Genomic DNA, 12,826 nt, shown 5'->3' on the forward strand with positions numbered 1-12,826 from the left:
TATTCGACGCTGCCCCACATGACAGGTCGCCCCACGCTCTACACCGCCGACGTCGCGAGGCGCATCTGCGCTGAGCTGTGCACCGGCCGCACGCTGCGCGACGTCTGCCGCGATGCCGGCATGCCGACTGAGAGCACGGTGCGGGGCTGGGTGCAGAACGACCGCAGCGGCTTTGCGGCGCGCTATCGCAGCGCCCGCGAAGTCGGCTATCACGCCATGGCCGACGAGATTTTGGAGATCGCCGACGACAGCCGCAACGACTGGATCGCGCGCCGCCGGGCCAATGGCGAGGGCGAGCCGATGGTCGACCACGAGCACGTGTCGCGGGCGCGGCTGCGGGTGGAAACGCGGCGCTGGCTGCTGTCGAAGGCGCTGCCCAAGATCTACGGCGATCGCCTCGATCTCAAGGCGACCCACGAGGCCGGCGACGACCTCGCGGCGCTGATGAAGGCAATCGATGGCCGAACGCGCGGTCTTCCTTAAGGCGCTCGACCAGTTCTCCGACCGGCGCTGGCGGCTGAACAACCTCTACGTCATCACCGACAAGGAGGGGCGGCGGATCGGCTTCCGGATGAACGCGGCGCAGGAAGCGCTGTTCGACGGCATGCACAACCAGAACGTGATCCTGAAAGCGCGCCAGCGCGGCTTCACCACCTTCATCCAGCTGTTCATGCTCGATGCCTGTGTGTTCAATTCCGACGTCCGCGCCGGCACCATCGCCCATACGCTGTCGGACGCCCAGGTGATCTTCCGCGACAAGGTGCGCTTTCCCTATGACAACCTGCCCGACGGCATCAAGGCGAAGGTCCCGGTGGTGAACGACAACGCCAGCGAACTGCTGCTCGGCAACAATTCCGGCATCCGCGTCTCGACCTCGCTGCGCTCGGGCACGCTGCAGTACCTGCACGTCTCCGAATACGGCAAGATCTGCGCCAAGTATCCGGACAAGGCGCGCGAGGTGCGCTCCGGCGCGCTCAACACCGTGGACAAGAACCAGCTGGTGTTCATCGAGAGCACGGCGGAGGGCCAGGACGGCCACTTCTTCGAGCTGTGCCAGGCGGCGCGCACCCGCGCCAACACCGGCGCGGCGCTGACTGCGATGGACTTCCGCTTTCACTTCTCGCCGTGGTGGGAAGATGCCGCCTACACGCTGCCCGCCGCGAGTGTCGAGATCACGCCGGCCTATGCCAAATATTTCGACGACCTGCAGGCTGTTGGCGTTGCGCTGACGCTCGACCAGAAGGCGTGGTACGTCAAGAAGGCGGAGCAGCAGCAGGGTGACATGAAGCGCGAGTTTCCCTCGACGCCCGACGAGGCGTTCGAGGCCGCGATCGAGGGCGCCTATTATTCCGAGCAGTTGGCGCGGCTCGAACTCGACGGCCGCCTGACGCGTATTCCCGTCGATCCGGCCTATCCCGTGAACACGTCCTGGGACCTCGGCTTCAACGACGCCAACACCATCTGGTTCAACCAGGTGGTGGGTCTGGAGGTGCGCTGGATCGGCTATTATGAGGCGAGCGGCTACGGCCTCGATCACTATGTCGGCGAACTGCACAAGTGGCGCGAGCAGCACGGTGTCACCTTCGGAGACCACTACTTTCCGCACGACGTCACCAACAACGAGCTGTCCAATGGCCGCAGCCGCTTCGACACCCTGATCGGCCTCGGTGTCACGCCGATCGCGGTGCCGCGGGTGCACAACATCAACGACGGCATCAACGCTGTGCGGCGCCTGCTGGCAAAGTCGGTCATCGACCCTGTGCGCTGCAACCGCGGGCTGAAGTCTTTACGCAACTACCGCAAGGAATGGGACGAGGAGCGCGCCGTGTTCCGCGACAAGCCCCTGCACAACTGGGCCTCCCACGGCGCCGACGCCTTCCGCACCTTCGCGCAAGGCTTCGTTGAAGCCTCCACCGTCACGCCGCGTGGCCGCTACCAGAGCCGCAAGAGCGCGGGCGGGTCGTGGGAATCGGCGTGAGCTGCACGACGACCGTGGTCGCCGCATAGATTTTGTTTCACATCCTTGACGAAGCCGGTCGCTCCCAACGCGCTGCCTGTGCGCCGGGCGGTCGACGCATGCCACGAGGCCGCATGACTGACCAACACGACGATCACGCGGTGGATGGCGAAGCGCTGTTCCGCCGGCTGCGCGGCTGGTTTCTCGAAGACTGGGAGCAGCAGTCCGACTGGCGCAAGGCGGCGCGGGAGGATTTTGCGTTCACCTCGGGCGACCAGCTGTCCGAGGAGGACAAGGCCAAGCTGCGCGAGATGAACCGGCCGATCATTGTCATGAACCGGATCGAGCCGATCATCGACAGCGTGTCCGGCTCGGAGGTGTCGAACCGGCAGGAGGTGCGGTTCATCCCGCGCAGCCAGGGCGACGTCCAGGTCAACGAGGTGTTGACCGCCGCGGCGCAGTGGTTTCGCGACCAGTGCGATGCCGAGGACGAGGAATCCGACGCCTTCCGCGACACCGTGATCTGCGGCATGGGTTGGACCGAGACGCGCCTCGACTACGAGGAGGAGCCCGAGGGCAAGCCGGTGATCGAGCGTATCGATCCGTTGGAGATCGTATGGGATTCGACGGCGCGCAAGCGCAACCTCGTCGACATGCGCCGGGTGTTTCATATCCGCCGCGACATCCCGATCGAGGATGCGCGGGCGCTCTGTCCGGGTGAGCATTTCGAGGACGGCGACTACAACGCCGCCTGGGTCGACCGTGGCAACGAGAAGGAGCCGCACGAGGTCGACAACAGATACTACGACAAGGACGACACCAATAACGGCGCGCCGTCGGACAGGACCGTCACCATGGTGCGGGCGCAGTGGTGGGAACGGGTGCCGGTGTGGCTGGTGGCCGATCCGGCCAATCCCGACAACATCCTGACGCTCGAGAAAGAACAGTTCGACGAGCTGAACAAGCGGATCGAGATCGCCGGCGGCCGCATCACCTCCACCCAGGCGACGCGTAAGATTTACAAGCAGGCGTTCCTCGGCCGCATCCTGCTCGAGATCGGGCCGGCGCCGTGCAAGGATCACTTCTCGTTCAAGGCGATCACCGGCAAGCGCGACCGCAACAAGAACACGTTCTATGGCCTCGTGCGCGCGATGAAGGACCCGCAGCGCTGGGCCAACAAGTGGATGTCGCAGACCATGCACATCATGAACACCACGGCCAAAGGCGGCATCCTGGCCGAGCGCGGATTCTTCGAGAACGATGCGGACGCGGAAGCGACCTGGGCGCGGCAGGACGCCATCACCTGGGCCAAGCAGGGTGCGCTGTCCGGCGGCAACGCCCGCTATGCGCCCAAGCCGCAGTCGCAGTTTCCGAGCGCGACCTGGCAACTGATGGAGTTCGCGATCTCCGCGATCCGCGACACCTCCGGCGTCAATGTCGAGATCCTCGGCATGCAGAACAGCGCCAGCCAGGCCGCGAGCCTCGACCTGCAGCGCAAGCAGTCGTCGATGACCATCCTGCAGCCGCTGTTCGACAGCCTGCGGCGCTATCGCAAGGAGCAGGGCCGGCTGCTGCTGTACCTGATCGAGAATTATCTCTCCGACGGCCGCCTGATCCGCATCGTCGGGCAGGAGCAGGAACAGTACGTCCCCCTGATCCGTCAGCCCGGCAATGCCACCTACGACGTCATCGTCGACGAGGCGCCGAGCTCGCCGAACCAGAAGGAAGCGACCTGGGCGATGCTGCAGCAGATCCTGCCCGTGGTCGGCAAGATGCTGCCGCCGGCGACGTGGCTGGCGCTGCTGAAATACTCGCCGCTGCCGACGTCGGCACAGAAGGACATCTCCGACAGCGTCACCCAGCAACAGCAACAGCAGCAACAGCAACAACAGCAGCCAAGTCCCGAGCAGCTCAAGGCCCAGGCCGAGCTGCAACTGCAGCAGCAGAAGGCCCAGGCCGAGATCGCCAACCACAAGGCGCTGACCGACGCGAAGATCGACGGCATGCAGCGCGAGGCGGCGGCGAAGCAGCAGATCGAGTTGCGCAAGGCTGCGGTCGACAGCCTGCAGGCCATGGGCGAGGCGGCAATCGGCCCGGATGGCCTGCCGATGCCGCCGCAGCCGGACGCCGGAACGCTGCTGATGTCGCTGATGACCGAATTCCAACAGGGCATGCAGGCGATCGCCGCGGCGATGACGGCACCGAAACAGATCATCCGCGATCAGAACGGCGATCCGATCGGTGTCGCGCCGATGCAGATGGGTGGGGCGGGGCAAGCGGGCGCAGCTGCACAGCCGGGCCCGGCTATGCCGGGCGGTCTCGGCAATCAGGGGGGCGCTTCCGCGCAGCCGGGTGCACCCATGCAATAGAACGCTGATTTGTGGCGGTAGTTGCCACATCGGTTCAATGTGAAGCGGAATTTCTCAATAGCTTCGAGGTGATCAAGATGCGACTGATGTTTGGTATGCTCAACAGACCTGACGACCTCATCGAGATGGCGCCTGATGTTCGCGATCGAATGGCGCCGGATTTCGATGACCTTAATGCTGGCGTCGCAGCTTACGGCCACCCATCACGGCAGGGCTTGCGAGGTGGCGTCTCCGTTGCGCCTTTCGGCGTCGTTCCTGTCCGCGACGTGATCCAGAACGCCAGTCCTGAGCGAAGTTGGTATCGAGATGGGCCGCGCTACGGGAACTGGTGCGGTGGACAGTGGAGTGGTGGAGTGATTTCTCCGCCTGGCAGCGCGATGGGGGCAGCCGAGCCGATCGACAGCATGGACGAAATCTGTCGTGCGCATGACTTTTGCTATGAGCGGGCCGGTACATCCAGTGATGGGATGAGGGCCTGTGATCGGAAACTTATACGCGATTTGGAAGAGCTTCCTACCTTTCATGGTGATTGGCCGCGTTCACCGCCGGGTTCAGCTATTGGTGCTGAACTCTATCGCCGAGGTATGGCGGGAGCATTCCGAATAAAGGACGGCCTAGTTCCGGATGTAAATATGATGCCCGCAGGCGATCCTCTGGCTGGACTCAGACGTTAGGAGCTGACCCGTGGCGGCCTACAACAAGTTCAATTCCTTCGTGTCCGACATGGCCACCAAGGTGCACAACCTCAACAGCGACACGCTGAAAATCCTGCTCACAAACATGCCCCCGGTCGCTACGAACACGGTGAAGGCGAATATCACCGAGATCGCCGCCGGCAACGGCTACACGGCGGGCGGGACGCAGGCGGTGTTCGTGTCCGGCGGTAACACATCGGGTACCTATAAGCTCGTCTTGTCGCCGGTTGTGTTCACCGCCTCGGGCGGCAGCTTCGCGGCGTTCGAATATGCGGTGCTGTACAACGCGACCGCGGCGAGCGGCAACCTGATTGCCTGGTGGGACTACGGCACCTCCATCACCTTGACCAATGGCAACAGCTTCACCGTGTCGCTCGACCAGACCAACGGCGTGTTCACGCTGGCGTAAGGAAGCAGTGTCCACATTTTCAGTGTCGTCACCGGGCTTGCCCCGGTGATCCAGCTTGGACAGCTCGTGTTGTCCTGCGAGGAAGCTGGTTTGCCGGATCAAGTCCGGCAATGACGCTGCGGATGTGGCTTGCACCGAGAATCGGCGGCTCAGACTTTCAGGAAGCACCATGGCCACAAAAGCTATTCCCGACACCCTGACCCTTCTCAAGCAGCAGTTCACGACGCTGTGCCAGCAACGCGACGCGGCGCTCGTGCAGTCGGCGCCGCTGCGGGCGCAGCGTGATGCGGCGGTCGCAGAGGCCGAGGCTGCGCTCGCGGCGACGCTTCAGCCGATCGACCAGCAGATCGCGGCGATCGAGGCGCCGCTGGTCGACGTGCTGCAGCAGATCGCCCAGATCGCCAACGCGCTCAACGGGCAGACGGCCTGATGCCGGCCAGCGGCTTCATCGACGCCTGTGGCTTCAATCCGGCGTCTGGCGGCACGGGGTCGTTCGTCGTCGCGGCGGCGATCACCGGCTACCAGACGCCGGCCAGCGCCGGCGCGACGAACGGGACGATCTATGCCTATCGGGCGCAGAGCCTCGACATGTCCCAGTGGGAGATCGGGTTCGGCACCTACAGCAGCGCGACGCCGACACTGGCGCGCACCACGGTGACCGCCAATTCCTCGGGCGGTACGTCCGCGATCAACTTCAGCGCAGCGCCGAGCGTTTTTGTCACCGCGCTCTCGGTGGACCTCGTCAACCTGGCTGCGACCGGCTGCGGTTATGTCAACAAGTTCCGCAATGCCACGATGGATGTCTGGCAGCGAGGGACCTCGCTGTCGACGGGCGGCGGCTACACGGCTGATGGTTGGATCGTATCGCCGACCGGAGCCGCGGTTACCGCCTCGCAGGTCGCCGGCAGGTTGCTGAGTGCCTATGCCCTCAGGGTGACCGGTGCAGCCAGCGTCACGGATGTGCTGGTCTATCAGCGCATCGAGAGCGTTGTCGCGGCGCCGCTGTCGGGGCAGACGGTGACGGTTCAGGCTCAGATCTACAACAACACGGGCACAACGATCACGCCGACGCTGACCGTGACCCATCCGGCGAGCGCCGACGCGTGGGGCGGCAGCCAGATCACGGACGTCAATGCGGCCAACCTGCAGGCCTGTCCGAATGGCGCCTGGACGCGCGTCGCCTACACATTTGTGGCCAGCACCGCGACGGTCAACGGCATTCAGGTGATCTTTGATTTCGGCAATAACCTGTCTTCGAACAGTAAATTTGTGCAGCTGGCCGAGCTCGATACCCGCGTGACCCCGTTCGCGCCGGTCGGCCTCAACGCCGTGCCGCCGCCGCCGGAGCTGCGGCCGGTGACACACGAACTGCAATTCTGCCAGCGCTATTTCCAGAAGAGTTATTCCCAGAGCGTTGCTCCCGGCGCCAACCTCGGAAACGGCGGCGGTACGGTCTACAACGTCGCCGCACCGACCAACTATGTCGGCGGGGCGGTGCGATACCAGACGGTGATGCGAACTGCCGCACAGATGACGGCATACGACAATGCCGGAACGCCCAACAAGATCAGCTACCTCGTGACAACGACCGGCTCCTGGAGCGGTGGCGGTGCATTGACTCAGGTGATCCAGTTCGACAGCGGCTTCAGCTGGCTGTGGGGCCCGGTAAACAACACCGGCAACGTTTCCTTCGATTGGGTTGCGAGCGCGGAGCTTTGACGCATGCTTGGCTTTGACGCCATCGGCCTGCGGCCGATCGCCAGCGGACCGCGTGCCGCGGGCTCGAGCTACACGCTGGTCGGCCTGGCCGGCGCCTATGCGCTGACGGGGGGTGCGGCGCGGTTCAGCGAAGCGCTCACGGCGGCGGCTGGCGGTTATGCGCTGTCGGGCGTCGCGATGACGTTCAAGCACACGCTGACGGCCTCGGCCGGCAGCTACGGGCTTGCCGGCGCGGCCACGGTGTTCGGAACGGCTCTGCAGGTGACGCCGGGCGTCTACAGCCACTCGGGCGTCGCCATTGCGTTCGGTGACAAGATGGTGTCGGCCGGCGGGGCCTATGCCGTGGCCGGCGTCGCGACCACGTTCCGGCCGTCGCTGGCGCCGGTGCCGGGCGTCTATGTGGTGACTGGCGTGGCTGCGACGTTCGCGGCGCGCTGGCTCGCCGGCGCGGGCAGCTACGGCGTTGCCGGCACGCCGGTGGCGCAGGGTGTCACCCATGCTGCGGCTGCCGGCGCCTTCGCGCTGACCGGCTATGGCATGGCCGTGCGGATCAACATGCCGACGCCGGGAACCTCCTACGCCTGGTCGTTCGGCAACAACACGCTGATCCGCAGCGGCGACAATTTCGAGCTGGTTTACGGCGGCGTCGGGCACTTCCTCGAGGAGCTGGAAGAGCAGCGGCGGCTGGCGCGGATCAGCCGGCCGACACCGGCGCCGATCGTGCGGCCGATGCAGACCGCGTTTGCGCCGATGGGACCGACGCCGGCGTCGCAGGTCGCAAGCCCACTGGCCGGGGCCAGCCCGGCCAGGGCGTCGGGAATCGACCTGCAGGCCATCGCTGCGCGGCGACAGGCGACAGCGGCGCAGCAGGCCGCGGTCGCTGCGCAGCAGGCAACTGCCGTGCGGCGCCGGCGCACCGTCGAGATCCTGCTTCTCGCATCGTAATTGCCGGGAGCACCCGGCCATCGCGCGCAGGCGGACCTGCGCATCTGCGGCGGCAGCTCCGCCAGGACATCATGCCATGACCGATACCGATCTCGGGGCGCAGCTCTCCCCGGACGAGCAGAGCTATTTCGACACCAGCGGCCAGACCGATATTCCGGCTGATACCGGCGCGGCGCCAGCTGCCGCGGACGATAGTGGCCAGCCACAGCAGGATGGCGCGGGCGAGCCGCAGCAGGAGCGCGTGGTGCCGCTCGCGGCGCTGCATGAGGAGCGCGGCCGCCGCCGCGATCTCGATCGCCAGAACCGCGACCTGCAGCAGCAGGTCGCCGAGCTCCGCGGCAAGTTCTCGATCATCGACCGTCTCGCCTCGCAGCCGCAGCAGCGCGAACCGACGGTGGAAGACGACATCTTCGGCGTGGTGCGCAACACCAGTTCCGCCGTCAGCGATATTCGCCGCCGTCTCGACGCCGCCGACCAGGAGAAGCAGGAGGTCGCCTGGCGCGACGATCTGGTGCGCGCCTACCAGATCGACGCGGCGCAGTTCGAGAGCCGCACGCCGGATTTCAAGGCCGCGTACAATCATCTGCTGCAGAGCCGCGCCCAGGAGCTGGTCGCGCTCGGCTACGACGATCCGCAGGCGGTGCATCAGGCCCTGCTGGCGGACGAGTTCGCGGTGGCGCAGATGGCGCTGCAGAGCCGGCGCAGCCCGGCGGAGGTGATCTACAATCTCGCGCGCCAGCGCGGCTACAGCAAGGGCGCGGGCTCCGCGCAGGGGCGCCTCGACACCATCGCGCGCGGCCAGGCGGCGGGCAAGAGTTTTGCCGGCGCCGGCGGTGGCGGGGCCGACAGCGAGATGAGCGCGGAAGCGCTGCTGCGCATGCCGATGGACGAGTTCGAGGCGTGGTGCGCCAAGAACCCGGCGCGGGCGAAGCGCATCATGGGCGGGTGAGGGCGCGCCGACCTCAGAGGCCGGACGTTCCGATCAGCGACACCGGCCGGCGCCACACGCCGACCGCCTTGTCGACTTTCGGATCGCCCTGGAAGACGAACTCCTCGACCTTGACGATGATCGCGGGCTGGTCGGGCTTCACCGCATCGACCACCTTCTGCAGCACGTCGAGGTCCATGTCACAGCGCACGGTGACGAGCTTGTAGTCATAGAGCTCCGCCGTGCCGAGCAGCTTCAACGCGTTGTAGACGTCGACGATGCGCGACACGGGAACGTGCACGAGATAGTTCGCCATGACCAGCCTCCCGCAGCGATCTTGGACGAGTTTGCCGCGCTTGCCAATGTCGGCGGCGCAGGGCGTCCATGCGGCCGCGCCGTCAGGCGGCGTCCGCCGGGATCCGGCAGTTGATGGTGCAGCGCAGGCCGGTCGACAGGAACTGCAGTTCGGCGCCGCCGTCATAGGCGCGCAGCGCCGATGTCAGCAACTGGGTGCCGAAGCCGCTGCGCGCTGGCGGATGCACGGGTGGGCCCTCGGTCTCGTCCCAGGCGATGCGCAGGCGATCGCCATCGAGGCGCCACGACACGTTGAGCAGGCCGCTGCTCGCGGCGAACGAGCCGTATTTCGCGGCGTTGGTCGCGAGTTCATGGAAGATGAGGGCGAGGCTGACCGCGAGCTTGGCGGGCAGCAGGATCGGATCGCCGTTGAGGGTGTAGCGGACATGACCGTAGGGCTCGAGCTCGGACACCAGCAGGTCGCGCAGCGGCGAGCCACGGGCATCGGCGCGCGCGATCAGGCTGTCGGCGGCGGACAGGGCGCGGATACGGCCGTCGATCCGCTCCCACGCTTCGGGGTATTCGAGCAGGGCCTGGCGGGCGACCGCATGGATGGTGGAGGCCTTGTTGCGCAGCCGGTGCTGCAGCTCCTCCACCACCAGCTTGCGGTAGCCTTCCTCTGCCACCTGGCGGTCGGTGACGGCGCGGTGGCGCGCGGCGATGGCGCGGTAATGCTGGATGCCCCAGATGAACATGGCGCAGGTGGCGAGATAGATGCCCGCCAGCGCGAGCTTGGCGCCGCCGGCCGGCGCCGGCCCGAAATGCAGCGCGTAGCCGAACACGGCGCCGGCCAGCGCGGTGGCCGCGCCGACGCGCACCCCGCCGAGCATGGTGACCATCACGACGGCGGGAACATAGGGCGTGAAGGGAAGGTCCGGCCGCAGCAGCGACAGGCCGAAGCGCAACGCCGTGCCGGCCGCCAGGCATGCCGCGGCGAAGCCGAAGGTCAGCGTCTTCGCCGGTTCCCTGACGCCGCGCCAGCCGTTCAGGAACTCGTCGGTCCAGGTCATCCGCGCGTCGCCTCGGCCAGCAGCAGGGGCGGACAAGCCTACCGTGCGGGCCGCGGCATTGTCCATTGCGGGAGGGGACGAAACAGCGGCCGGGCGTGGCCTCGCCGTGCGAGCGGGCTGGCCGCCGACGTCCAAAACCGCGCCGAAACAAGCCCTTTTGGCGGGCAGCCCTGTGGACAGCGGGGATAGTAACTCCTGGTCAACGAACGGCCTTCATTTGCATGGGGTGTTGTTAGCGCGGGAGAAACCACCATGCAGAAATTCAGCTTTGAACTGACCGACCTGACGTCCTTCGATCGGCCCGCCGGCGAGTTCTGGCTGAAGCCGAATGGCGCCATGCGCCGCGGACGGGCCCTGGCGGCCCGGCTGTCCAAGGGCATGCCGCCGGCGATGCTGGCGGGTCTGTGCATCTGCGCCTTCGATCCCGCCGGCAACCTCGCCGCCGTGGTGCCGCTGGCGACGGTGCACTGACCGCAGGTTCTGACGCGACGACATGTCGGAGCGCGGCTCGTGGGGATGCCGCGCTGTGACGAACCCAAGGCTCTTGCCTCGGCGACTCGGGCTCTTGCCTCGGCGACGACTTGATCCGGCCGGACGGCTGCGCCACCATCATGTCGTGGCGTGGCGCTTTGTTGCGTGCCGTCGCCGGATGGGAAGTTGGAATGTATCCGCTGTTGGGGTTTGCAGCAGTCCTTTTGTGGATGATCGCGATCATTCAGATGGCGCTCGCCTTCTGGCAGGTCGAACCCGTCATTCCGTCACTCTTCAAAAACGGCGATCGGACCAACGGTTTTGCCGTCGACGTTTACATCTGGAATCGGCAAATCCCTGACCTGGCGCGGCGACGCTACGTGCGGACCTTCGTCTGCTTTCTGCTCGGCGCGGTGCTGCTCGCGATCGGCTCGTTCGCTGCGGGGCATCTGCGTGATGTAGGTCTTGCAGCGGCTGCAAGCCTTGGCTTTGGCTATGCGACATGGAAGCGCTGGAGGCAATACCGCGATTTCCATCGCGACGGCGACGTGCCTCGCTCCTAAGACTGAAGCGGATCTGGAATTCATCAGCCCGCCGACCGGCTCGCCTGGCACGCGTCGGTGGATCGGGGCAGATCATCGATCTTCCGTGAATTGACGAACGTCCGTCCCGTCGGCAAGCGCCGCTCGGACCGGGCGCTGCATCTGCCGAAAGGCTTCTTCGACGGGCGGTCGTTAAGCGCCTTCGCCCGCCACCGGGGCGTCAAAACGCGGTGATGCGCCGCGCGCAGGCGAGATGCGTGCACATCCAGCACCCCTCACCAATCCATCAATTCGGAGACCTGCCGTCATGGCATCGACCAGCTATGGAGTGAACGACTCACTCTCCAACAAGCTGTGGGCGAAGAAGCTCGCAGCGGAAGCCCTGAAGGAAACCTATTTCGGCAAATTCATGGGCACCGGGTCGGACAACATGATCCACCTGAAGAACGAGACCTCGACCAATGCCGGCGACACCGTCACCTTCGGCCTGCGCATGCAGCTCACGGGCGACGGCGTCACGGAATCTCAGACCCTGCAGGGCAACGAGGAATCGCTGACCACCTACTCCGACAAGGTGATCATCAACGAGCTGGCGCATGCGGTGCGTGTTCGCAACAAGAACACCATCGACGCCCAGCGCGTGCCCTTCAACCTGCGCGACGAGGCCAAGCTCGGCCTCAAGGACTGGTTCTCGAACCGCTTCGACACCGCGATGTTCAACCATCTCGCCGGCAACACGCTGGTGACGGACATGCGCTATATCGGCAACAACACCGTGGCCGCGCCGACCCGCATCTTCCGCGGCGGCGGGGCGACCGACGACGCGACGATCAATGGCGACAACACCAAGACCTTCAACCTCGCCATCATCGATGCCTGTGTGGAACGGGCCTACACCGCGACGCCGCTGATCCGGCCGATCAAGGTGCAGGGCGAGAACAAGTTCCTGATGTTCCTGCACGACTACCAGATCACGGACCTGCGCACCAATACCAACGCGGGCCAGTGGCTGGACATCCAGAAGGCGGCCCTGGCCGGCGGCGCGGGCTCCAAGAGCCCGATCTACACGGGGGCGCTCGGCGAGTACAACGGCGTGATCCTGCACCGCTCCAACCGCATCCCCATGGGCATCTCGAACGCGGGCGCGCAGCAGACCTCGACGCGCCGCGCAGTCTTCGCCGGCGCCCAGGCCGGCGCGCTCGCCTTCGGCAAGGAGTTCTCCGAGGGCGTGCACTACAAGTGGGTGGAGGAGCTGTTCGACTACGAGCGCGAGCTCGGCGTGTCGTCGCAGGCCATCTGGGGCGTCAAGAAGACGGTGTTCAACGGCACCGACTTCGGCACCATCGTCGCCACCACCTACGCCGTGGCGCACTGACGGCCCTGATGCGGGCCGCATCGTCGGCCCGCGTCGGCCTCCCGCAACTGTC

14 protein-coding genes are annotated in these 12,826 nt (G+C 66.0%); 12 read left to right on the plus strand and 2 right to left on the minus strand.

Annotation, left to right across the window (positions count from 1 at the left end):
- Positions 1 to 18: 18 nt before the first annotated feature.
- The 9 genes from JQ639_RS29990 (at position 19) to JQ639_RS30030 (ending at position 9,043) form a co-directional block, all read left to right on the plus strand.
- The gene (locus JQ639_RS29990; protein WP_211963244.1) at positions 19 to 483 is read left to right on the plus strand and encodes a terminase small subunit-like protein; all 465 of its coding nucleotides are present in this window, start codon (positions 19 to 21) and stop codon (positions 481 to 483) included.
- Complete coding sequence (locus JQ639_RS29995; RefSeq protein WP_211963245.1) at positions 458 to 1,978, plus strand: terminase large subunit; 1,521 nt, start codon at positions 458 to 460, stop codon at positions 1,976 to 1,978. The genes JQ639_RS29990 and JQ639_RS29995 overlap by 26 nt, the downstream gene beginning before the upstream one ends.
- A gap of 113 nt (positions 1,979 to 2,091) precedes the next feature.
- A complete protein-coding gene (locus tag JQ639_RS30000) occupies positions 2,092 to 4,326 on the plus strand; it encodes a portal protein (RefSeq protein WP_211963246.1) in 2,235 nt (744 codons plus the stop codon).
- An 11-nt stretch (positions 4,327 to 4,337) separates the two neighbouring features.
- Positions 4,338 to 5,000, plus strand: coding sequence for a phospholipase A2 family protein (locus tag JQ639_RS30005; RefSeq protein WP_211963247.1), 663 nt, complete (start codon positions 4,338 to 4,340; stop codon positions 4,998 to 5,000).
- 10 nt (positions 5,001 to 5,010) lie between these two features.
- On the plus strand, positions 5,011 to 5,430 hold the full coding sequence (locus JQ639_RS30010; protein ID WP_211963248.1) for a hypothetical protein: 420 nt from the start codon (positions 5,011 to 5,013) through the stop codon (positions 5,428 to 5,430).
- Between the two features lie 169 nt (positions 5,431 to 5,599).
- Complete coding sequence (locus tag JQ639_RS30015) at positions 5,600 to 5,860, plus strand: hypothetical protein (RefSeq protein WP_211963249.1); 261 nt, start codon at positions 5,600 to 5,602, stop codon at positions 5,858 to 5,860.
- A complete protein-coding gene (locus tag JQ639_RS30020) occupies positions 5,860 to 7,149 on the plus strand; it encodes a hypothetical protein (RefSeq protein ID WP_211963250.1) in 1,290 nt (429 codons plus the stop codon). Before JQ639_RS30015 ends, JQ639_RS30020 begins: the two co-directional genes overlap by 1 nt.
- Before the next feature lie 3 nt (positions 7,150 to 7,152).
- On the plus strand, positions 7,153 to 8,094 hold the full coding sequence (locus JQ639_RS30025) for a hypothetical protein (protein WP_211963251.1): 942 nt from the start codon (positions 7,153 to 7,155) through the stop codon (positions 8,092 to 8,094).
- Between the two features lie 76 nt (positions 8,095 to 8,170).
- Positions 8,171 to 9,043 carry a hypothetical protein gene (locus tag JQ639_RS30030; protein ID WP_211963253.1) on the plus strand — a complete coding sequence of 291 codons (873 nt, stop codon included), beginning with the start codon at positions 8,171 to 8,173 and terminating at the stop codon, positions 9,041 to 9,043.
- Positions 9,044 to 9,056: 13 nt separating this feature from the next.
- Here JQ639_RS30030 and JQ639_RS30035 read toward each other — a convergent pair whose 3' ends face one another.
- Together JQ639_RS30035 and JQ639_RS30040 are read right to left on the minus strand one after the other, a co-directional pair.
- Positions 9,057 to 9,338: a hypothetical protein gene (locus tag JQ639_RS30035; protein WP_211963255.1), complete on the minus strand. Its 282-nt coding sequence runs from the start codon at positions 9,336 to 9,338 to the stop codon at positions 9,057 to 9,059.
- A gap of 82 nt (positions 9,339 to 9,420) precedes the next feature.
- Positions 9,421 to 10,386, minus strand: coding sequence for a sensor histidine kinase (locus JQ639_RS30040; RefSeq protein WP_211963257.1), 966 nt, complete (start codon positions 10,384 to 10,386; stop codon positions 9,421 to 9,423).
- Positions 10,387 to 10,638: 252 nt separating this feature from the next.
- Between JQ639_RS30040 and JQ639_RS30045 the strand changes: the two genes are divergently transcribed.
- From JQ639_RS30045 to JQ639_RS30055, 3 genes are all read left to right on the plus strand, one after another.
- Positions 10,639 to 10,857 carry a hypothetical protein gene (locus JQ639_RS30045; protein ID WP_211963259.1) on the plus strand — a complete coding sequence of 73 codons (219 nt, stop codon included), beginning with the start codon at positions 10,639 to 10,641 and terminating at the stop codon, positions 10,855 to 10,857.
- Positions 10,858 to 10,967: 110 nt separating this feature from the next.
- Entirely contained in the window at positions 10,968 to 11,420 is a 453-nt protein-coding gene (locus tag JQ639_RS30050) for a hypothetical protein (protein ID WP_211963261.1), read from the plus strand.
- A 286-nt stretch (positions 11,421 to 11,706) separates the two neighbouring features.
- Positions 11,707 to 12,774, plus strand: a complete 1,068-nt coding sequence (locus JQ639_RS30055) for a N4-gp56 family major capsid protein (RefSeq protein ID WP_211963263.1) — start codon at positions 11,707 to 11,709, stop codon at positions 12,772 to 12,774.
- Positions 12,775 to 12,826 lie beyond the last annotated feature (52 nt).

The organism is Bradyrhizobium sp. U87765 SZCCT0048, from assembly GCF_018131225.1.
GTDB lineage: Bacteria > Pseudomonadota > Alphaproteobacteria > Rhizobiales > Xanthobacteraceae > Bradyrhizobium_A.

Excerpts from the sequence above, each read along its gene's own strand:
- JQ639_RS30055 (WP_211963263.1), top strand. The coding sequence starts at position 11,707 with ATGGCATCGACCAGCTATGGAGTGAACGACTCACTCTCCAACAAGCTG.
- JQ639_RS30020 (WP_211963250.1), top strand. The coding sequence starts at position 5,860 with ATGCCGGCCAGCGGCTTCATCGACGCCTGTGGCTTCAATCCGGCGTCT.
- JQ639_RS30000 (WP_211963246.1), top strand. The coding sequence starts at position 2,092 with ATGACTGACCAACACGACGATCACGCGGTGGATGGCGAAGCGCTGTTC.
- JQ639_RS30025 (WP_211963251.1), top strand. The coding sequence starts at position 7,153 with ATGCTTGGCTTTGACGCCATCGGCCTGCGGCCGATCGCCAGCGGACCG.
- JQ639_RS30045 (WP_211963259.1), top strand. The coding sequence starts at position 10,639 with ATGCAGAAATTCAGCTTTGAACTGACCGACCTGACGTCCTTCGATCGG.
- JQ639_RS30035 (WP_211963255.1), bottom strand. The coding sequence starts at position 9,338 with ATGGCGAACTATCTCGTGCACGTTCCCGTGTCGCGCATCGTCGACGTC.
- JQ639_RS29995 (WP_211963245.1), top strand. The coding sequence starts at position 458 with ATGGCCGAACGCGCGGTCTTCCTTAAGGCGCTCGACCAGTTCTCCGAC.
- JQ639_RS30040 (WP_211963257.1), bottom strand. The coding sequence starts at position 10,386 with ATGACCTGGACCGACGAGTTCCTGAACGGCTGGCGCGGCGTCAGGGAA.
- JQ639_RS30030 (WP_211963253.1), top strand. The coding sequence starts at position 8,171 with ATGACCGATACCGATCTCGGGGCGCAGCTCTCCCCGGACGAGCAGAGC.
- JQ639_RS29990 (WP_211963244.1), top strand. The coding sequence starts at position 19 with ATGACAGGTCGCCCCACGCTCTACACCGCCGACGTCGCGAGGCGCATC.
- JQ639_RS30015 (WP_211963249.1), top strand. The coding sequence starts at position 5,600 with ATGGCCACAAAAGCTATTCCCGACACCCTGACCCTTCTCAAGCAGCAG.